Origin of the sequence: Bradyrhizobium sp. 35 (assembly GCF_023073215.1) — a bacterium.
Taxonomy (GTDB): Bacteria; Pseudomonadota; Alphaproteobacteria; order Rhizobiales; family Xanthobacteraceae; genus Bradyrhizobium; species Bradyrhizobium canariense_D.
The window spans coordinates 1-19,824 of sequence record NZ_JADPJC010000102.1 but is presented as its reverse complement, the minus strand read 5'-3'; the positions used below and the strand labels follow the sequence as shown (position 1 = coordinate 19,824).

Genomic DNA, 19,824 nt, shown 5'->3' with positions numbered 1-19,824 from the left:
CTTATGAGCCGGCGCTTTCGGTGAAGGCGGCCTGAAGCGAAGCGGCAATCAAGGAAAGGAGGTCTCACCGGCAATTGCAACAAATGGCAGGAGATGGCGAAACGGTCACCCCGTCGCTTCCCGAACCTGATGTGTGGACCGGCACGGCTTGCGCCGATGTCTCGGGGCCGTTGAGGTGGAAGCGGGCGAAAACCATCGAGGCTCGCGGCGGAGACGTTGTCCAGCTGCATCAAGAAGCCGGATATACGTCAGCAGTTGTGGCCGCCGATCCTGATCAAGCCGGTCGTTGCAATCGGGCGGGGTCCATATACGTCCACACATGGCCCATCGCTACCGCTGAGGCGGTGTCGCTGCGTGTCGGCTCACAAGAGCAGACCGGAAGTGACACGGCGCCGTTCAAACCGGCGCTTTTTGACCCGACGCCGACGTTGGCTAAGGCGGCGCTACCTGAGAGCGAGGAGTTTCGTTTCTTTTCGGACAAGATTGATGAACTGCTTGACGACTGCAGACTGATCGCCTCGGCAGGAAGCAAGCTTGAGCGCAGCGCTTGGTCGAATGGGGCCTCTGAGCGGGCGATATGTCACGCCTTCCATGTTCATCCGCTGGAGCGACGAGGGAACGAATGTAATGCCGAGACCCGCTCCGACCAGGCTCAACGTCGAAGTAATGCGAGGGGCTAATTGAGTGGATGCCCCAAGGTTGCCAACGCGTGGATTGAACCCTGCAGCTTGGCAAGCGGCAATGGTGGAATCGTACATTCCGGTACCAGGCGGACCGTAAAGGATAAATGTCTCGCCCGCCAATCGCTCAGCGTGGCACGTGCTTCTTCCAAGAACGCACGGCCTGGATCGGTCAACTCGACGCCCCGGGCCTTGCGCAGAAACAGCTGCACATCAAGCTCGTCCTCGATGGCCTTTATCTGCTGACTCAGTGGTGGCTGTTGCATGCCAAGGCGCTCAGCCGCACGTGTGATGTGACCTTCTTCGGCCACAGCGATGAAATAGCGCAAATGCCGCAGTTCCATGTCATATCCATTAGATATGAATTATCCCGTTTTCATATTATGGCTCGGATTGGCGGCGAAGGCTATTATTGCCACAGGATTGAACGAGTGGGGTCTTCACATGAGACTGAACCGCCGCCGCTTTCTCACAGCTTCCTGTACAGCTCTCGGGTTCGCAGCTTTGCCGCGCTCGGCCTTCTCCCAGCAATATCCTACCCGCCCGGTTCGCGTCATCGTGCCGTTCGCCGCAGGAGGGCCAAATGACCTGGTAGCCCGCATTATCGCGCAAGGACTGTCGGACCGGTTCGGCAAGCAGTTCTATGTCGAAAATATCGGCGGTGCCGGTGGCAACATCGGTGCAGGGCAGGCGTCGAAGGCCGCCGCTGACGGCTATACGATCTTCGTGGCTTCACCCAGCTATGTCGTGAACCCCACCCTTTTCGAAACCGTTCCCTACGATTTCGATAAGAGCTTTGATGCGGTGACGCTCGCAGTCACGGCCCCGACGGTACTCACGGTCCATCCGTCCGTTCAGGCCAACACGGTCAAGGAACTCGTTGCCTTCATTAAGGCCACCCCGGGCAAGTTTAGCTATGCTTCGCCCGGAACAGGCACCCCACCACATCTCGTTGGGGAACTGTTCCGGCTTTCGCTTCAGCTTGATATCGTGCACGTCCCCTTCAACAGCGGCGGTGCTGCGATTGGATCGACACTCGCAGGTCATACGCCTGTGTCTTTCGGCGCGCTTCCACCCGCCGTACAGCACGTCAAGGAAGGCAAGTTACGGGCGCTTGCCCTCACCAGCACGACCAGTTCTCAAGTGCTGCCGGGTATTCCCAGCATCGCCGAAGCTGGTTACCCGGAGATCGCGGCCGACATCTGGACGGCCATTCTTGTTCCGGCGGGAACGCCAAGGGAAATCATGGACATGCTCCAACGCGAGATCGCGAAGCTGATCGCGCAACCCGAAGTACAGGACCGGCTGGCCCCGCTCGGCCTCCTCCCGGTCGCCAGTTCCTCCGATCAATGTGCAGCACACCTGGCTGCTGAATTCGAAAAGTGGGGCAAGGTTATTCGCGACGCTGGCATCAAGTCATGATCACGTCCAAGTCGTCGGACCAGGCCATTATCGGCAACCCCGGAGATCAACGCAGCGTCTCGGATCACTACGCTCGCGGTGGCCTGCTCGAAGCAATAGAGGGGGGCGTCAGTCGAATGGGGAAAACGATTGATACCCTTACCATCGACGATCTCTCGGCGGTCGACGAATTCCATATCGGAGGCCGCAGGGCAACCGAGGAACTGATGGCGCAACTTGGGGTCTCACCCGGCGATCATGTTCTCGATGTCGGCTGCGGCCTGGGTGGGCCGGCCCGCTTTTTGGCCGACCGATACAAGTGCCGAGTGAGCGGCATCGATCTTACGTCGGACTACGTGGAGACAGGAAACCGCTTGTGCGAATGGGTGGGCTTGCGCGATCGCGTAAAGATTTGTCAAGCATCAGCCCTTGCCATGCCGTTCCGGGACTTGACGTTCAGCGCAGCCTATATGCTTCACGTCGGCATGAACGTTGGCGACAAGGAGAGTCTCTGCCTCGAAGTCGCCCGCACTCTGCAAGCTGGTTCCCGCGTTGTCGTGTATGACGTTATGCGAACGGCCGATGGCGAACTCTCCTTCCCGCTACCATGGGCCACGACCATTGAATCGAACGCGTTGGGCTCTCCGCAAATTTACACACAGGCGTTAGAGCTTGCGGGCTTTGAAATTTTGTCGGAGCGCAACCGAAAGGAATTCGCACTTGCGTACTTTGACGATTTGAAATCACGCGCCTCGGCGCCTGGAGACGAGCCTGCTCCGCTCGGCCTACATACACTGATGGGTGAAAGGCGGCAGGATCAGATCAAAAACATGATCGCAACCATCTCTAAAGGGATAATAGCACCTATCGAATTGGTGGCACGAAAATTGTGATGTAGGCGGCCAGGACTTCCGGCGCATACTCGAGTTTGCCTGATGTTGAGGTCCGAAGTGAAGTCAGCATTGGCACGAAACGGACGAGTTGAGCAGGTGGTGCCTGTCCGTGAGCAGGGCAAAGCGGAGGTAACCTTTCGAGACCAGGGCAGCTTTTGACCCAAGCGGCTGTCAGGGACTGCAGCAGATGAAGCATTCGGGCCGTGGCCGGATTGCACCACGCCATCGCAGTGTTAAACCGCACCGTAGAAATGGCGATACTGCCATGCAGCGTCTCTTTGAAGCTGTTCCTCGGACCAGTTCTTGTTGCTGAATCTCGCTGGTGACATTGGCGAAAGGTCGATCGGCGGCTGTCCGCTGACGATCCATGCCGCCAGTGCTTCGCCGAGGGTCGGTGAAATCGAGAGACCAGCCACGTTGCAGCCACTGGCAAAGAAGAATCCCTTCACCGACGGCGCAGGGCCTAGAATATGATGGCCATCTGCTGTCATCGTCGGTATGCCGCCGCGGAACTCGCGCGTCTTCGCCGTCTGCAGAAAAGGCAACTGCGCCTTGACCTCCTCTGCGGCACGCTTCAGCACTTCGACGTCAAGCGGCATATCCTTGACGTCAAAGGCCGGACCGAGAACCTTCATATCGAAGAAACGGGGATCCTCCTCGTAGACCCCCCACAAGAAGCCTCCCTGACAGGGCCGGATGTAGACTGCCGCATCCATTATTCGCACCATCGGCAGGTCGAACCTGGCACCCTCCATGGCTTCGGTCACGATCAGCTGCTGACGAGTGGGCACGAGCGGGACGCGGATATCGCTTGCCTCAGCCACCTGCCGCGTCCAAGCGCCAGCGGCATCAACAACGACGGGTGCTTGTATCGGGCCCTTGGTGGTTTGGATACCAGTGACCTGATCACCTTCAATCGTGACTTCGGTCACATCGGTCTTCGGCAGCAAGATGGCGCCTTTGGCCTGGGCTCCGCGCGCGAATCCAACGGCAACTTGGGTGGGATCGAAATATCGATCATCACCGATCCGCAGCGCTGCTACGACGCCGGATGACTTTAGGAATGGATTGAGGCGACAGGCGTCGTCGGGCGAAACCTGTTCGACATCAAGCCCCATGCGCTTCCCCCGTTGCAGATCGGCCGCGATAACGTCGGCATCTTGGGGCCGCCGAGCGATTTTCAGGCTGCCTGAGTGAACCCAATCCAGCGGTTGTCCCGTTTCCTCGGTGAAGCTCTCGATCTTTCGGCAAGCATCCTTGATCAATTTGATCATCAGATCGCCCTTGCGTACGCAGCTCACCATGCCTGCGGCACGGGGGGACGTCTGCGATCCAATCTCGTGCTTGTCGAGCAAGGCAACGGTGAGCCCGTCGTGCTTGGCGAGATAATACGCGGTAGCAGCCCCAAGGCCGCCCGAACCAATAACAACGACATCCGCTTTGTTGATCATCGCAATTGACCTCAACAGTCAGAGAACGGAATCCAACACGCCCACGTTTCCAAGATACTAATGCTCAAACTGGAGATCTTGCCATCGATCATCGCAAGTACGCGACACCCGCTCGACGCAAACCTTCGGTGAGGTGATCGCGGTATTTCAAGTCGAGATAGGGCGTTGTAACTTCAAATTGCCGCTGCGGGTCTTTTGGTTGTCGGGAGATGAATTCCTGCAATAACGGCCGAGCTTCCTCTAGGCGTCCAAGTTGGCCCAGGCTGGCGAGGAGAACTCTCAGGGCGAGATAGGGACGTCGTGCGCGGACTGCTAATTCGCCATAATGTACAGCTTCCTCGTAGTTCTCTTGATGGTAGTGAGCCAGCGCGACAAAGCTCAGGAAGCTTCCCGCCTGCGGATCATTGGGATTTAGGCGGAGGCTACGCAACAAGGAGTCGAGAGCTTCGGTGAAGTGCCCGATATGGACGCGAACCAAACCGAGTGAGAAAAAGCCCAATGCAAAATTTGGGTTAAGGTCAATCGAACGTTGCGCCTCCGCAAGCGCCTGGGTGTGCATTTGCCTTAACAAGCTGGCCCAACAAAAAGCGTAGTGGCAGTAGGGGTCGCGGTCATCGAGTGAGACCGAACGCGCGGCCGCGGCATAGATCTCCGACACATCCTTCACGGGATCGACGCTCCAGCCATACCAAATGCGGGCATTCAGGGTACGGGCAAGCGTCATGTGCGCCTGGGCAAGGTTGGGATCTAGGGTCAGTGCCTGCCTTATCAGGGTTACAGCCTGATTGTGATCCTCAGACGCGAGCTGCGAAAAATGCCACATCGCACGCATGCAGCAATCGAACGCATCCAGATTTCCGACGCTTTTGCGAAAGGCACGTTTTCCTTCAATCAGCAGCATCTCAGGCTCGATGGCACCGACTACGCTCTGTGTGATCTCGTCCTGAATGGCGAATATATCCGCCAAATCGCGGTCGAATCGCTCGGCCCAGAGGTGATTGCCTGTTTCTGCTTCGATTAGCTGTCCCGTGATCCGCACGCGCTGCCCAGCCCGTCGTACACTGCCTTCGAGGATGTAACGTACGCCTAGTTCGCGGGCGACCTGTTTCACGTCGACGGCTCGCTGCTTGTAGACAAAGGTCGAATTTCGGGCGATGACGAAGAACCATCGGTGATGAGACAGAGCGGTAATGATGTCCTCTGTAATTCCGTCCGCGAAATACTCCTGCTCTGGATCTCCGCTCATGTTGGAGAATGGCAATACGGCAATTGAAGGCTTATCCGGAAGGGCGAGTGCACCACCCAAAATGCCGCTGGCGACCGGATGCTCCGGTTGCCAGTCCACAGAGTAGACCGAGACTGGACGGCTAATATTCTTCAGTGCCCGCTGTCCAATCGGCGTGAGTGCAAACTTCAACTTGCCCTCGATCTGATCGCGCACTGCACCTGAGATGCAAATTCCGCCAGGTTCAGCCACCCCTTCGAGTCGCGCAGCTACATTCACTCCATCACCGAGCAGGTTGTCGCCATCCGCCATGACGTCGCCGACGTTGATGCCAATCCGAAACTCCATCCGGCGGTCCTGAGGAAGATCGGCATTGTGGCGATCAAGCGCGCGCTGTATCGCCACGGCGGCGCGCACCGCCTGCACTGCGCTACTGAACTCCGCAATAACGCTATCTCCGGCGGTCCCAAAAATCCTGCCCGCATGCTCGGATATGAGATCGGACATCGTGCGACGATACCCATCCAAGGTCCGGAGGGTCGCTTCCTCATCCGTCGACATCAAGCGGCTGTAGCCGGCAACGTCTGCCGCCAAAATTGCAGCCAAACGTCGTGTGATAGATGGGTCGTTCATGGTCAATACGCCCAATATCTGGCTGACAATTTAGCACATGCAGACGGAAATCGCATCCTTCTGCGGCCTAAATCTTTCTGCGTGAGTACGATGACCTAGGGTCGTGCCGCGCAGTCGCCACTCGCCAGCGCCGATCAAGCGAACCCGAAACGTTGATGTCCGATCAGGCTGGTACTGACGCCCAGCGCCACCGAGTAGGATCGGGTTGCGCCAAGTCGAAGAATTACTCCGCTCCCTCGGAGCTTGGCGAAAATTTAGTGGTCATCGAGGTCGGCGAGAACCGAAGACTTGCCAAACTTTGACCAGACGAACGTGATCGAACCAGTTTGCTGCGCTGCATGGGTCCGGATTTGGCCCTTCAGCGACCTCGGGAGACGTCCGCTTCCCGTCGCTGGTAGGGGGTGAGCGGACATCGGGCGGCCAGCTGCTTGATGAGTACACAGCCTAGGCCACGGCCTGCGAGCCGAGCGATCGGCACTTGATCCGCGGAGGGCACCGCGGTCATGAGTACCGCACAATATAGCTGAACACATGGCTGCTCCGACCAACGCCGTGAAATTCCCCTTACCAATCAGGAGCTGTCCACCGCCTGGCCCGTGGCTGCCCTTCGCGCACACGTCTGAGGGCTTTCGGGAGGCGAGCTCAACAGCGCATTCGGTCTGGCTAAGGCGGCCTTTGCTCCGGAGCGGAGTCATGAAATCACGGGGTGGCCCTCATCCTCCACGCAGCAGCCTGCCGAGGGCCAACCCACCGGCGCACAGCAATTTCGTCGCCAATGTGGAAGCTCATCAAATCTTCCCCCACTTCTAGCGGCCCGGCGTAGGTCTCTCTGGTCGCGGTGATTAATTCTTCGACGCACGGCGGGCTGATCGTTTCGCTTGCCAGCATGACGAGATGCGTGAATACGGCCAGCTTAGGTGTTGTGCGGGCGAATACTCGCCCCGCTTCTTGCGGAGACGTATGATGGTTCAGGATGCGCTGGATATGCGGTATCACGAGCAATTCCGGTCGCGCCATAGCCACCTCATGAATCAGCAGGTCGGCATTCCGGCCATAGCGAACCACGTTTTCATTATACCGGGTATCGCCGGACACGACCGCTACACGGCCTCGATATTCGATCCGGTAGCCGTAAGCGGGCTTGATGGCGTCTCCGTGGTCCACCGTGAAGCCGATGATGCGTAGATCTCCTGCTTCATAGACTGGGCCGTCACTGGCGAATTCCTCAACGGTGATGGCCACATTTTCTCGGGCGAGCTTTTCGTCCTCGATCCGGATTTCGATATCGGGCGCATAGGCGGCCTCAAGGTGCCGCATCATTGTTGAAGTGCCAACAGGACCAATGACGTGGAAGGGGCCCTTTCGGGACGCAAAATGTGAGCTGAGCCAGCCGGTCAGCCAGAGGTCGGGAATGCCGACCGTATGGTCTGAATGGAAGTGCGTGAGCAGTAGCGCGTTGATACGGCCGATGGGAACGCCGAGCTCAAACATTCGAATTGTCGCGCCCCTACCAGCGTCGATGAGCACAGTCTGGTCGCCGGTTTCGATCAGGGTGCTTGGCCCGAAGCGATCGGGCCGGGGGATCGGCACCCCGGTCCCAAGCAATGTTACGCGGAAGAGCGTGCTCACTGCTGCACCTTAATTCCGGCATCAGACACCACCTTCTTCCAATGCTGAGCCTGCGATTTGACCAATTGCCCAAACTCCTCAGGCGAGCCGCCGACCTGCTCGGCGCCAAGCTTGGCAAATGCGTCGCGCACGGCGGTCTTTTGCAACGCTCTGTTGATGGCCGCATTTAGCTGCGCGATGGTTTCCTTCGGTGCTCCTCGTTTCACTGCAAAACCCACCCAGTCCTCCACCACCAGCGATGGGAAGCCGGCTTCAACGATGGTCGGGACATCTGGGAGAGCCGACACGCGCTTTGGACCAGTCACGGCAAGCGCACGGAGCTTCCCCGTCTTGATTAGATCGACGACCGGCAACATCGTCACAAACATGAACGAGTTCGTACCGTTGAGAAGGTCCCCAACAGCCTGCGGAAATTGCGCGTAAGGGACATGCTGGGCGCGCGTGCCGGTCTGTAATTTGAACTGTTCGCCGATCAGGTGGGCCGGTGTGCCAAATCCCCCCGAGGAAAAGGTCAGCTTATCCGGCTTACTTTTGAGAAGCGCGACAAGTTCGGCCACCGTGGTAGCCGGCACCGACGGATTGACCACCAACACGTTGTAGGAGACCGACGCCTTGATGACAGGATCGAAGTCACGCTCGAAGCTATATGAGATTCCCTCCACGAGTGCAGGCGCCGCGACCGAGGGTACAGACATGCCGAACAAACTGTGCCCATCGGCTGGCTGAGTGAGAACATCATTCGCGGCGATTGTGGTGATGCCACCTGGCCGGTTCTCCACGATCACGCGCCAATGCTCGTCCTCTGTTAACTGCTTTGCGATGATCCGGCTGATGATGTCTGGCGGCGTGCTGGCTGAATTCGGCGCCACGAACCGAATGGTGCCGTTGGGAAAGACCCCCTCCGCCTGCGCGGACAATGCGGGCGCAAATAAAATGACGAAGCCTAAGCACCGGCTCACCTTGCGAAGACTCTGCTGCATGGAAGTTCTCCCGTTTGCTGAAGTCTCTCAAGCTCAAAAGCACGTCTGAGGTGCGCCATCCTGCGAGCCAACGGGCGGCGAAGACCAGCATATTCGACGTGCATTCCGGATTGCGGAATGCTATGTTTCGAACTGCGGAATGCTGGAGCGTGTAATGGCGCAGGTCATCAAGGGTCTGGAGCGCGGGCTGAGGGTGCTCCAGGCCTTACAAATGCAACCGGATTCTTCCCTGCATGACCTGTATCTCGTCACGGCTATTTCGAAGCCTAGCCTGTTGCGAATCCTTCATACCCTCACGCGGGCGGGCGTTGTAACGAGGCGGCTGGGAGATGGTTGCTATCGGATCGGTTCAACGCTTTCGCACCCGCAATCGCGCCGCGAGCATCGGGATCGCATCGCCGAGGCCGCCGCGCCCGTGCTTGAGCGATTGTGCACACGGGTATCCTGGCCTTCCGACCTGATGGTCCCGGCCGGTGATCACATGGAGATCAGGGAGACAAACCGGACGCGAAGTCCGTTTCTGCTGCAGCAGGAGAGGATAGGTTTGCCGGTCAACTGGCTGAACTCAGCCGTGGGAAGAGCTTATCTGGCCTATTGTCTCCCAACCGAGCGCCAACGTATCCTTGCGCTCTTAACGCATTCGAACAAGTCGGAGGATCGACTGGCTCGCGAACCCGATCGTCTGAACGCTATTTTGGCCGGGGTGCGAACGCTTGGCTATGCGACGCGCGATTCGGCGCATGTCGGAGGCTATTATGGCGGCCCCCCGCACGCCGACGGCCTGCTGGCAATTGCTGTTCCGTTGCGTGATGGCCGACGGGTGATAGGGGCTATCAATATGCTTTGGCTTCGCACCGCCTTCACGATCGAAGCATTCGCGGTCCGGTACCTTCCCGATCTTGAAGCCGCAGCAACGGAGATCGTGACTGCTTTGCACAAGAGGCGACGTTGACGCAGAGACATTCGGCAAAGGAGAAATTACGGCGTTGTGGAAAGCTGCCGCAGGCGGGCGACGAAATTGAGCGACGATGAATCTTCAAGTGGCTGAGCGGGTGCATCAGCAACGGTAAGGGCGCGTTTGCTCTGTCAGAGTCTGAGGCCTTGGAGAATCTCCGTGGCCCGCTTCATTGAAAAACCGTGTGTCGCAGGATGAAAGGCCTTACTTCCGCGCATCATGTAGCCGTGGAGTACTCCTGGAAAGATGTGCACCTCGACGTTTTCCATCCGCGACGGTATCGCACGATACGCCTCCAGCACGTTGGCCGGTGCACTGCTGTCCTGGTCACCCCAGACGATGCAAACCGGCTCACGAACCCCGTCAAGCTCCTGAACGTAATCCAGCATCCGGGATCCGTGGCAGCAGATGCCGGCGGCGTAGCCGAGACGCTTCGGCCCGAGGATCGCGTAGGGGCCGCCGTAGCAGAAGCCCACGGCCGCGGCGCGTCCATTGAAGTTCGGGAGTGTGCAGAGATACGTCAGCGTGTCGGCCATATCGTCCTCACCGAGTTTGATGAGTTCGGGACGCGGCTGCGAGCGTCGGGCCGCGCGATGGTCGTCCCGAGGAAGGGGGCCTGGAATTGAACGCCAGAACAGATCAGGCGCCGCGACGATGAAACCCTGTGCCGCCAGACAATCGGCAATCCACCGTATGTCGGCATCCACCCCGTGGATGGCGGAGGCGATCACGACCGCCGGAGTTGGTTCTTCGGCCTCTGGCGCGACAAGATAACAATCGAATTCGCTTCCATCTCTCGAGCGAACCCTTTTGATTTTCCCGAGCATGGTTGAGCGTCCAATCATCTTTGAGCCTCGAAGCCCCTCCCAGCGCCCGGTGAATGTCGAGGCGTGGGCCGCCTGGCGCAACGCTCGTTTCAGCGGGGATGAGCTTGCCAAAATCGAGTGGCGACCCATCCATCATCAGGTGAGCGGGATGAAATCGTGCTCGCCCATGCCCTGGAGGACCAGAAATGCCGCCGAGATGACCCCGGCGTTGGCGACCAGGTGGGGACGTCCCGGACGAACAGAATAGGTCATGCCGCACCGTTAGGCAGACCTCTTCGTCGGGCTCTCGCGTAAAAACACGTATCGTTCCGATGATGACGTAGTACGTGTCCTGAACTTCGTGTGGTAGTGCCAAGGTATCGTTTGCGTCGGATCGATCTGCATCTCGGCGATCCGGAAACCGGACCGAGCAGCGTGATGGGCGCGACGTTCAACTTCGTGTGGACGGCAAGGGACGTTCGGAGGCGGCATGTCAACTCGCTCCAACTCTTCGGAACAGGTGGCGTTCTCATTCCGGCTTGATGTTGGCCAGCCGGATCACTCTGCCCCATTTTTCGGTTTCGTCGGCGACGAGCTTGCCGAAATTGGCGGACGAGCCGACGAGCGCAGTGCCATCCAGGTGGGCAAGCCGTGTCTTGAACTGTGGATCGGCGAGCGCGACATTGACCTCCTTGTTGAGCTTGTCGATGATGTCGGTGGGCGTATTCTTGGGCGCTCCGAGACCGAAAATAGAGCTTGCCTCATACCCCGGGACGAACTCGCCTACGGTTGGGATGTCCGGCAGCGCGTCCAGGCGCGTCGCCGTCGTTATCCCGAGGGCGCGCAGCTTGCCGGTCCCGATATATCCAATCAATATGGCGATGTTCGTGAAGAGGACCTGCACCTGGCCGCCAAGCAGATCGGTGAGCGCCGGCGCTATCCCGCGATAGGGCACGTGAACAATGTCGAGTCCGGCCTCTTGCTTGAATAGTTCGGCGCTGATGTGGGTGATCCCGCCGACGCCGCCCGACCCGTAGAAGAGCTTGCCGGGATTGGCTTTGACATAGGCTATGAACTCGGGAAGCGTTTTGGCCGGAACCGAGGGATGTACGACCATGACGAGGGCACCACGTATCAGTCCGGCAACCGGTGTGATGTCCCGAACGAAGCTGAACTCGAGCTTGTCATAAAGCGTCGCATTGATCGCATTTGGTGTACCGACCAGGAGCAGCGTGTAGCCGTCCGGAGCTGCGCGTATCACCGCCTCTGTTGCTATGTTGCTACCCGCGCCCGGCCGGTTCTCGATCACGAATGGATGGCCGAGTCGCTCCGACAACCATTGCCCGATCAGACGTGCGAGGATGTCATTCGGGCCGCCAGCGGCAAAGCCCACAAGGATACGCACCGATCGCGAGGGATAAGGATACGCCCAAGCAGCAGATGAGAGCGCGGGCAGCGCTGCAGCGCCTACAGCACCTGCAGCAAGATGGAAAATTCGGCGCCGGCAATGTGTCACAAGCTCGCTCCACCCGTGTCATGGGGCCCGCTCCTGAAGGGCCAACATAGTTGATGCCGTCATGCCTGCCTAAGGCTATTGTCTGATGAGATCATCTCAAACGGGAAATGGGTGGCCCATGCTGATGAGCGATCGCATCGGAAGCCGAATGAGGCTGCAGGATCTGCACGTGCTCATGACGGTGGCGCAGGCCGGCAGCATGGGGAAGGCAGCGCGAATGTTGAACACCACTCAGCCGAACGTTTCGAGAGCAATCGGCGACCTTGAGCATGCGCTCGGCGTTCGTCTGCTCGACCGCCACCGGCAAGGAGTCGAACCGACCGAATGCGGCCGCGCCCTGCTGAACTGCGGGGCGGCCGTTTTCGATGATCTCCGCCAGGGCGTGAAGCGTATCGAGTTTCTGGCCGACCCTACCGTTGGGAAGTGCGGATTGGCAGCACCCCTTTTCTGGCGGCAACCTTCGTTTCCGCCCTCATAGATCGGCTCTCGCGGCTCCATCCGCGCATCGCGTTTCATCTCGTCACGGGCTATGTAGAGCCGCTGCATCGAGAACTGACCGAACGCAGAGTTGATCTCTTGGTTGTGCGAAGTTCTGGCCCGAATACCGACGAACGGCTGATTTTCGAATTTCTCTATGAAGATCGGTACGTCGTAGTCGCCGGAGCGAAGAACCCGTGGGCTCGGCGGCGCAAGATACTAATTTCCGATTTGGCGGAGGAGACTTGGGTGCTGCCGCCGCCCGAAAGTGTGATTGGATCAATCATCGAGAAACCTTTCGCGCCCGCGGGCTAGGGTACCCTCGCGCCACCGTGGTGACAGATTCCCCTCATATGCGGGTTAGTTTGTTGGAAACCGGACGCTTCATCACGGTTTTTCCGGCTTCCGCACTTAGATTTCTCACCAGTGGCCCGGCGCTCAGGATCTTGGCTGTGGAATTGCCGGCAGCCCGTCGGCCAAATGGAATCGTGACTCTCAAGGATCGGGCACTCAGCCCTGTCGCGCAACTCCTGATCGATTACGCCCGTGAGCTCGCAAAGCCAATGGCGAAACAAAAATGACGGACCGCATGTGCTAGTAGCCGTTAAATGGAGGTGGCTTGAACGCGCCCCGTGTCGGCTGGAGCGACCGGAGGCTCGCCAGGCCATCGCGACGCCGCCCGTCGGGGATAGATCGGACATGAGAAGGGGACCCGGAACGGCCCTGGGATCTGCATTCCGGATAGTCTCGATGTTCCTAGTGTCGTGAGAGCTCGTGTTCCTAGTGTCGTGAGAGCTCTTCTAGGGGTAGTCTGGAAGACAGAACAGGGAGTGTACCTTGGCTCAACCTACTCGACGTAGAGCGTAGGCTGGATCGGAATTCATGTCGGCGACGTTATGGTCAAAGGAGGTGACCTCTTTGGCGACGGCGTAAACATCGCCGCGCGGCTTCAAGGCATCGCCAAGGCCGGAGGCACCTGCCTCTCAAGCGTTGCCTATGATCACGTCAGAAAAATTCTGCCCCTAGAGTTCACCGACCTTGGTCATCAACGGGTCAAGAACATCGACGAAGCGGTCCGGGCTTATGATGTCACCTCGAATGGGGCGGCGACGCTACACACCTCGAGCTGCGCGTCAGCGTCCGGCCCCAACGGCTCTTTCTCTGCACAAGAGTTGCACGGCGTCGTTGTCATCGACGACGATCCCGGGACGCGTGACTCACTACGGCGTCTCTTGAGTCAGTGGGGTTATAAATGTTTCACTTTTGATGCCGGGGAGCCGGCCGTGAACTTCCTACGAAAAGAGGGACAGCGAAAACCGTGGCTTATATTGTTGGACTACCTATTTGCCGGCGCCGAAACAGGCTTTACGATCGCGGACAAGATCACATCGTTGTGGACAGGTAAGACCCGCATTAGCCTCATGACTGGAGATACAGGGGATGAGATAGCCGATGGAGCAAAGCAGCGGGGACTTATTCTGATAAGAAAGCCGATCCAGCCGATCCGGTTGAATGCACTTCTGAGCTCCTCGTGAACAAGAGACGGAAATAGATCTTCGAAGGGGAATGTAATCGGCTGCGCAAGTCAGCTTCGGATCAAAGGCTGCCTTCGTAGGCAGCATGATTTTGGTCGGGTCCCTTCCATGAAGCCGACATCATCGCGCTCTGGTCTGGAGGTAAACCACGGGCACAGCCGAACTCCTGCATTAGGCAAGAACTCGGAGACTCGTGGCGCCTCAAAGCCACTAGCCTTCAGAGCTTGTCTCGATGCAGGAGAGGTCAGGAACATGATCAGCACCTTCGCCGGCTCGACCTCCTGCTGCCCGAACTAATCCCCGCCACATACACGGAATAGCTCTGCGCTCCTGTTGGCAGCGGGAAAGCGTCAAGGCCTGGAACAATTGCCGCGTCGCTCGCGATCCCAATTCCGATTTCGGCCTCACCTTCGCAACCGCCTCAGCAACCGCGGTGCCGGAATTCACAAGCCTGATCCTCGCCTTTAAGTCGGCCGCAAGCCCAGGCGCTCTATCAAGCCTGCAGTGTAGACGCCTGCTCCGCCACCGGCAGCTGGGTCGCCAAGAACGATCGACTTTGCCGCCAGCAGCGTGTGTTTCCAGCGCATCTACCGACGCCAAATCGGGATTGGGTGCGCCCTTCTTCACGAATACTGCGAAACCGACTTTGGCAATTTCCGCGCGGCTGCCCGCCAGCAGCTTGCCCCGTTTTTGTAGGTCCTCATTCTGCTCGGGTAACACCATCGTCACGTCAACGGCTTCGCCATCCATAAAACGTTTCGTAATTGCGCCAAGTGTAGCGTAGCCAACCGTCACCTTGTGCCCAGACGACTTCTCGATTTGGTGCAGGAGACCAGGGAGTACTACCCCACTGGGCCAAGCAGCTCGATTTCGGCCGCCCGCCGGGGGATGGCGCGGTTGCAACCAGCAGAAAACCGAAATTCCTGCAACAGCAGATGTTGGGGCAACTGACCTCTTGAACATAGCGTCCTCCTCTTTGTCGGCAATTCTCCGGATGAGCAAGGAGCTAGCATTAAACGTTATCACGCTACTGGGGTGGGCAGTAACCAATAAGGAGGCGTTGCGCATCGAAACACGGGGCGAAACGCAGGTCCGAGGCGATGGTCCGGCCGCGCTCCTGCCCGCCAGCGATAAGCTGGGTGGGGCACAAGGCGCACGCCATGTCCCAGACACCCAGAACTGCGATCGCCGTGATCGGCATCGATATCGGTGCGCGAGCGGCTAGTGTCGCAACGCACCGGCATCATCAACCAGATTCGCGCCTTCATGCTGGAACGGGGGTTCGCCGTGCGCTAGGGTATTGGCTTAGGGTCACAAGCGGCAGTAGGCGCCCACCTGGATCGACGTCCGGATTAGCCCTGACAGCCGACGAGACACGTTTTTTAGCGGCCTTCAACTGAGAGGCCAGAAGCGGAAATCATAACGGCTGATCCGGCAATAAACGCCTTGCGGCCGGAGCACTTAGATCGTTGCGGAACGCTATGGTATGGTAGCGTGCAAACCGCCTGAAGCATCTAGGCTTTTGCGCTGCGACCGGCAATTGGGAAGCCATCGATGGACGTCAGACGAAGGTCGCCGCATCCCGAGCTTCGCAGCATCGTTCGGTCATTCGAGGAACGCCGCGGAACGGTAAGTCCCGGCGGACTGACGTGGCCGCTGGCGGCGCGGCCCCACCAGATCATCGACATTTATCTGGGCGATCCATTCCGTCTTCGAATTGATGGCGGTCCCCTGCAGACGGCACCCGAGACGGTAGTCGTCGGTCCGCAGGCGGCGTGTCGAACCCAACTCTACATGTCAGGTGAAGTCCATATCTTCAACATTCTGCTTCAGCCCGCTGCCCTCAACCGCCTCGTCGGCATCGATATGACGTCCCTCGTCAACGAAGGCATCGCAGCGTCCGACGTTCTTGGCAAACGCGCGCTGCTGCTAAGTGACACCGTACGTTCGGCAGTGAACTTTGCCACGCGCGTAGCCGCGGCAGAACGTTGGTTCGGCATGATGCTGGATAACAGTTCAGCGGAAGATGGGATCGGCAACACGTCCCGCCTGATGCTGGCAACGCGGGGGCGCGTTCGTATCGACGCTCTTGTTAAGCAATCCGGGCTCAGCCCACGCCATTTTCAACGCCGTTTTACGTCACAAGTGGGCCTTTCTCCCAAACTTTATTCGCGGACGATCAGGTTTGACGCCGCCTTAACGGCCCACCGCAACGAACCGATCAAATCGTGGACCCGGATTGTCCATGAGGCCGGCTATTTCGATCAGGCGCATTTCGTTCGCGAATGCCACGCTTTGGTTGGCGTTGGACCAAGCCAGTTTGTCGGCGAATGGGAAAATATTATCTCCCCAGATGGCTGAAACATACAAGCGCGCCAGCCGGCGAGTGTTATTTTCTGTAGCCCAAACAAGTCGGCCGGTGCTGGTCCGCATTGGGCGGATCCGACAATGGCGACTCACGGCAATCGACAAAGGAATTGACTTATGGCGGCAGATGGCGCGACGCCGACGCGGCGGTGCATTTTGGCGGGTATTGCTGCAACTTTGGCTGTGGCCTGTTCGATCTATGGCAGCGCGGCGGCTGAAGAAAAGTCAGCGGTCTCCAGCGATATCATTGTGACGCTGCTCGGTACGGGTGGCCCCGAACCGACGCCCGCGCGTTTCGGGCCGGCAACGCTCGTTCAAGCGGGAGGACTAAATCTGCTATTCGACGCCGGCCGCGGAGTGACGGTACGCCTCTACCAATTGGGGATATCGTCGGGCAAAGGCATCGATGCCGTGTTTCTCACCCATTATCATTCCGACCATATAGCAGGACTGCCCGACCTATGGATGACCGGGTATATGTTCGGGCCGTTTGGATCACGCGCCAAACCCATGAGGCTGTGGGGTCCATCGGACGGGACAACCGCGCTAGGCGGCGTGGCGAGAATTGCCAAAGGACTTGCTGAGGCATTTTCCGAAGACACCCGCATCCGTCATGCCGACGAACACATCACGACCGCCGCCACACAAATCGAGGTGCACGACTTCCAGGAGGACCGCGTGGTATTTGAGGAGGCGGGCGTCAAGGTCACCGCCTTTGCGGTCAATCACGGCGATCTGATCAAGCCATCGGTCGGCTATCGGATCGACTACCTAGCGCGATCGGTAACGATTTCCGGTGACACGAAGCTTGACGACAATTTGATTAAGCATGCGACTGGAAGCGATCTTTTGATCCACGAAGTTTTTGCGATGTCGGCGCAATTGGCAAAGTTGCCGCAGATGAAGCCGGTCGCTGATCATCATACGTCGCCCGAGGAAGCCGGTATGGTATTTTCGCGCGCAAAGCCGAAACTCGCTGCCTATTCGCACATCTTGCTCCTTGCAACGGAGGTACGCGAGCTCGTATCGCGGACACAAAGCACCTATCAGGGCCCGTTGGAGGTCGGGGAAGACCTCATGCGATTCACGATTGGTGAGCGCGTAGTCGCAAGAAAATGGCACCCGGAGCTTCGAAAGTATTCGGATTAGTCATGTCCGTTAGGGTGTGGCAAATCTGGTCTGTCGTGCTTCCGTGAGCGGACCTCGCGTGGAGTGCTGCCACGTCGCTCATTGGCGAACAGCAGACCGAGCAGAGAACGCATTGGTGTGAGGGAGGTGCGCCTCGTCGATCAAAGATATTTGCGCAGGATCTCGATGAGCCGATCGGGTCCCGTCTGCGGCGGCACAAAGCCGAGATATTCGCTGTTCCGCCCCATTAGATAGATGACGCCCGCGTGATCGATAGCATACTCGCCGCTGCGCTTGTCATCCACCTTCCGGTAGTAGGCCTTGTAGGAATTGGCGACCTGCCTGATCGTGTCGGAAGACCCGGTCAGCCCGATGAAGCTGGGGTAAAATGACTTGAGGTACTCCGCAAGCACCTCGGTGTCACGTTCGGGATCGATCGTGATGAAGATGGGTTGAAATCTTTCGGCTTTGGGCCCCAGCGCGTCCAGCGCCTGTGTGATCGCCATCAGGTCGGTCGGACAGACGTCGGGGCAGAAAGTGTAACCGAAATAGACAATCATCAGCTTGCCGCGAAATTCGGCGGAGCTGCGCATGTTCCCGTGTTGGTCAGTCAGAGTGAACGGTCCTCCGATCGGCCCGCGGGCGAACATCAGATCGTCCATCATCTCGGCGGCCGATGGTTGCGGGGCGGCGACCGCCGTCATGGCGCCAATCATGGACGCTGCCACAACAAGCGCGCACGCCGCCCGCCTCGTCACCGCGTGCCCCGTTGATTAAATCCCGAACGTAATGCGTGTGCCCGTCGTTGTGGTCAGCACTTTGCCCGGCATCTGGCGCTGTGCTTCCTGGGTGAGGTTCAGCCCACTGCAGTGCATCGGGATCAGCACGTCAGGATTGAGCTTGGCGATCTCAGCGACAACCTGCGTGAGATAGTCGGCCGGCGCCGGTCCGAGATGGAAGCCGCCCATGATGGCATGAACCTTGTCGATGCCGGATACTGCCATCGCCTGGCGCACCGAATTAACGATGCCGACATGACCGCAGGAAGAGATGACTATCAGGCCTTTGTCTTTCAGGTTAAAGCAGGTCGCGTGCTCATGGATATGTTCGTCGGGCACGATCTTGCCTTCCATCTCTGCCGGCAAATAGTGGCTGGCATTGCAGCCGGCGCCATCCTTGAGCTGAAATCCCACCAGACTGTTCGGAAGCACCTTCTCGATGCTGCTGCGGGTAATCCTGCCAGTGGTAAAGGCCTGACCGCCGATTACGACCGGATCTTCGCAAAGTACAACCTTCACGTTTTGCTTGGCAATGTCCCGGCGATCGAGCGTGCCAAAGTCGGCAAGGTCGCCTCCGGCACCCATCTTAACGTAACGCGGGCAGAAATTATCCTCGCCACCGGCGTACATCGTGAGGTCAGCCGGCAGATCCTTGCGGTGCCGCTCCAGGAAGCCGAGCAGGCCACCCCAATGGTCAAAGTGGCCGTGGCTCATGATCAGCGCGTCGAGCTTGGAAGGATCGAGCTTCAAGAGCTCCATGTTGCCGTTGATCGCCTCCGACGTCCAACCGAAATCGAGCAGGAAGGTTTTCCTCTCGTCGCCGCGCTGCGGCTCCAGGTACAGCGACAACCCCCATTCACTATGCAACGGCCGCTTCGGATCGGCCGGACGGCCGGGCTCGGTCCTCACTCCGCTCACATCTTGCGGCTTAAAGAAGATGTCGCTCGCGCTATCGACGAGAACCCGGACGCTGAGCTTGTCGATGGTTGGGACCTGGATCGGGCCAGCCTTGGCCACCTCTAGACAGGAAAAGCTGCCTGCCGCGGTCGTAAGCGTCAGGCCAGCGGAAAACTTCAAAGCATCGCGTCGGCTGAAATTCATCATGAGCAATTCTCCATCGGCAATTCGCGTCCGTATAAAGTTTGCCCCCCAATTACAGGCGCAATCGATTGCGCTGTCAACGTTCAAGGGGATCGTCTCGGCCGACGTCGGGTGTGGGTCTTGGTCGTGTAAAAACGCTGTTGCATGACGCGGACCGGCGCGGTCGAACTCAGGCTATCGCGGTCCGATCAATTTGGGCAAGTTTTACGGCCGCTCGACCAGAACTCATCCTGAGGCAATGTCGGGGCTCTTTTACGCGCCCCATGAA

15 protein-coding genes and 1 pseudogene are annotated in these 19,824 nt (G+C 58.6%); 7 read left to right on the top strand and 9 right to left on the bottom strand.

The annotated features are described in order from the left end of the window. Window positions 1-443: 443 nt before the first annotated feature. Window positions 444-1,024 (bottom strand): annotated as a pseudogene (locus tag IVB36_RS20880) (LysR family transcriptional regulator). 100 nt (window positions 1,025-1,124) lie between these two features. On the opposite strand from IVB36_RS20880, the gene IVB36_RS20875 reads away from it, so the two are divergent. After that, window positions 1,125-2,102, top strand: coding sequence for a tripartite tricarboxylate transporter substrate-binding protein (locus IVB36_RS20875; protein WP_247392890.1), 978 nt, complete (start codon window positions 1,125-1,127; stop codon window positions 2,100-2,102). Then, window positions 2,099-2,974: a methyltransferase domain-containing protein gene (locus IVB36_RS20870; protein ID WP_247392889.1), complete on the top strand. Its 876-nt coding sequence runs from the start codon at window positions 2,099-2,101 to the stop codon at window positions 2,972-2,974. Before IVB36_RS20875 ends, IVB36_RS20870 begins: the two co-directional genes overlap by 4 nt. Window positions 2,975-3,207: 233 nt before the next feature. Here IVB36_RS20870 and IVB36_RS20865 read toward each other — a convergent pair whose 3' ends face one another. The 4 genes from IVB36_RS20865 to IVB36_RS20850 form a co-directional block, all read right to left on the bottom strand. Beyond that, window positions 3,208-4,425: an FAD-binding oxidoreductase gene (locus IVB36_RS20865; RefSeq protein ID WP_247392888.1), complete on the bottom strand. Its 1,218-nt coding sequence runs from the start codon at window positions 4,423-4,425 to the stop codon at window positions 3,208-3,210. Between the two features lie 88 nt (window positions 4,426-4,513). Then, window positions 4,514-6,283, bottom strand: coding sequence for an adenylate/guanylate cyclase domain-containing protein (locus IVB36_RS20860; protein ID WP_247392887.1), 1,770 nt, complete (start codon window positions 6,281-6,283; stop codon window positions 4,514-4,516). 699 nt (window positions 6,284-6,982) lie between these two features. Next, on the bottom strand, window positions 6,983-7,912 hold the full coding sequence (locus IVB36_RS20855; RefSeq protein WP_247392886.1) for an MBL fold metallo-hydrolase: 930 nt from the start codon (window positions 7,910-7,912) through the stop codon (window positions 6,983-6,985). Continuing rightward, window positions 7,909-8,892 (bottom strand): tripartite tricarboxylate transporter substrate binding protein, encoded by a 984-nt coding sequence (locus IVB36_RS20850; protein WP_247392885.1) that lies wholly within the window; start codon window positions 8,890-8,892, stop codon window positions 7,909-7,911. Before IVB36_RS20850 ends, IVB36_RS20855 begins: the two co-directional genes overlap by 4 nt. A gap of 154 nt (window positions 8,893-9,046) precedes the next feature. Between IVB36_RS20850 and IVB36_RS20845 the strand changes: the two genes are divergently transcribed. Beyond that, complete coding sequence (locus IVB36_RS20845; protein ID WP_247392884.1) at window positions 9,047-9,844, top strand: IclR family transcriptional regulator C-terminal domain-containing protein; 798 nt, start codon at window positions 9,047-9,049, stop codon at window positions 9,842-9,844. 134 nt (window positions 9,845-9,978) lie between these two features. On the opposite strand, the gene IVB36_RS20840 is transcribed toward IVB36_RS20845, so the two are convergent. Both IVB36_RS20840 and IVB36_RS20835 read right to left on the bottom strand, forming a co-directional pair. Next, window positions 9,979-10,674: a dienelactone hydrolase family protein gene (locus IVB36_RS20840; protein ID WP_247392883.1), complete on the bottom strand. Its 696-nt coding sequence runs from the start codon at window positions 10,672-10,674 to the stop codon at window positions 9,979-9,981. Window positions 10,675-11,182: 508 nt separating this feature from the next. Further along, on the bottom strand, window positions 11,183-12,058 hold the full coding sequence (locus IVB36_RS20835; RefSeq protein ID WP_247392882.1) for a tripartite tricarboxylate transporter substrate binding protein: 876 nt from the start codon (window positions 12,056-12,058) through the stop codon (window positions 11,183-11,185). A gap of 229 nt (window positions 12,059-12,287) precedes the next feature. On the opposite strand from IVB36_RS20835, the gene IVB36_RS20830 reads away from it, so the two are divergent. The 4 genes from IVB36_RS20830 to IVB36_RS20815 all read left to right on the top strand — a co-directional run bounded on the left by IVB36_RS20830 (window position 12,288) and on the right by IVB36_RS20815 (window position 17,697). Further along, window positions 12,288-12,647 carry a LysR family transcriptional regulator gene (locus IVB36_RS20830; RefSeq protein WP_247392881.1) on the top strand — a complete coding sequence of 120 codons (360 nt, stop codon included), beginning with the start codon at window positions 12,288-12,290 and terminating at the stop codon, window positions 12,645-12,647. 895 nt (window positions 12,648-13,542) lie between these two features. Continuing rightward, window positions 13,543-14,181, top strand: a complete 639-nt coding sequence (locus IVB36_RS20825) for a response regulator (protein WP_247392880.1) — start codon at window positions 13,543-13,545, stop codon at window positions 14,179-14,181. Window positions 14,182-15,735: 1,554 nt separating this feature from the next. Beyond that, window positions 15,736-16,542, top strand: coding sequence for a helix-turn-helix transcriptional regulator (locus tag IVB36_RS20820; protein WP_247392879.1), 807 nt, complete (start codon window positions 15,736-15,738; stop codon window positions 16,540-16,542). Between the two features lie 123 nt (window positions 16,543-16,665). Then, window positions 16,666-17,697, top strand: coding sequence for an MBL fold metallo-hydrolase (locus tag IVB36_RS20815; protein WP_247392878.1), 1,032 nt, complete (start codon window positions 16,666-16,668; stop codon window positions 17,695-17,697). 140 nt (window positions 17,698-17,837) lie between these two features. Here the strand turns inward: IVB36_RS20815 and IVB36_RS20810 are convergent, their stop codons facing one another. Beyond that, complete coding sequence (locus tag IVB36_RS20810) at window positions 17,838-18,341, bottom strand: SCO family protein (protein WP_247392877.1); 504 nt, start codon at window positions 18,339-18,341, stop codon at window positions 17,838-17,840. A gap of 108 nt (window positions 18,342-18,449) precedes the next feature. Beyond that, window positions 18,450-19,559 (bottom strand): MBL fold metallo-hydrolase, encoded by a 1,110-nt coding sequence (locus tag IVB36_RS20805; RefSeq protein WP_247392876.1) that lies wholly within the window; start codon window positions 19,557-19,559, stop codon window positions 18,450-18,452. Window positions 19,560-19,824: the final 265 nt, after the last annotated feature.

What these genes read in the sequence shown, in the direction of transcription:
- IVB36_RS20875 (WP_247392890.1), top strand. Translation starts at nt 1,125, where the DNA reads ATGAGACTGAACCGCCGCCGCTTTCTCACAGCTTCCTGTACAGCTCTC.
- IVB36_RS20870 (WP_247392889.1), top strand. Translation starts at nt 2,099, where the DNA reads ATGATCACGTCCAAGTCGTCGGACCAGGCCATTATCGGCAACCCCGGA.
- IVB36_RS20865 (WP_247392888.1), bottom strand. Translation starts at nt 4,425, where the DNA reads ATGATCAACAAAGCGGATGTCGTTGTTATTGGTTCGGGCGGCCTTGGG.
- IVB36_RS20860 (WP_247392887.1), bottom strand. Translation starts at nt 6,283, where the DNA reads ATGAACGACCCATCTATCACACGACGTTTGGCTGCAATTTTGGCGGCA.
- IVB36_RS20850 (WP_247392885.1), bottom strand. Translation starts at nt 8,892, where the DNA reads ATGCAGCAGAGTCTTCGCAAGGTGAGCCGGTGCTTAGGCTTCGTCATT.
- IVB36_RS20845 (WP_247392884.1), top strand. Translation starts at nt 9,047, where the DNA reads ATGGCGCAGGTCATCAAGGGTCTGGAGCGCGGGCTGAGGGTGCTCCAG.
- IVB36_RS20840 (WP_247392883.1), bottom strand. Translation starts at nt 10,674, where the DNA reads ATGCTCGGGAAAATCAAAAGGGTTCGCTCGAGAGATGGAAGCGAATTC.
- IVB36_RS20830 (WP_247392881.1), top strand. Translation starts at nt 12,288, where the DNA reads ATGCTGATGAGCGATCGCATCGGAAGCCGAATGAGGCTGCAGGATCTG.
- IVB36_RS20825 (WP_247392880.1), top strand. Translation starts at nt 13,543, where the DNA reads ATGGTCAAAGGAGGTGACCTCTTTGGCGACGGCGTAAACATCGCCGCG.
- IVB36_RS20820 (WP_247392879.1), top strand. Translation starts at nt 15,736, where the DNA reads ATGGACGTCAGACGAAGGTCGCCGCATCCCGAGCTTCGCAGCATCGTT.
- IVB36_RS20815 (WP_247392878.1), top strand. Translation starts at nt 16,666, where the DNA reads ATGGCGGCAGATGGCGCGACGCCGACGCGGCGGTGCATTTTGGCGGGT.
- IVB36_RS20810 (WP_247392877.1), bottom strand. Translation starts at nt 18,341, where the DNA reads ATGATGGACGATCTGATGTTCGCCCGCGGGCCGATCGGAGGACCGTTC.
- IVB36_RS20805 (WP_247392876.1), bottom strand. Translation starts at nt 19,559, where the DNA reads ATGATGAATTTCAGCCGACGCGATGCTTTGAAGTTTTCCGCTGGCCTG.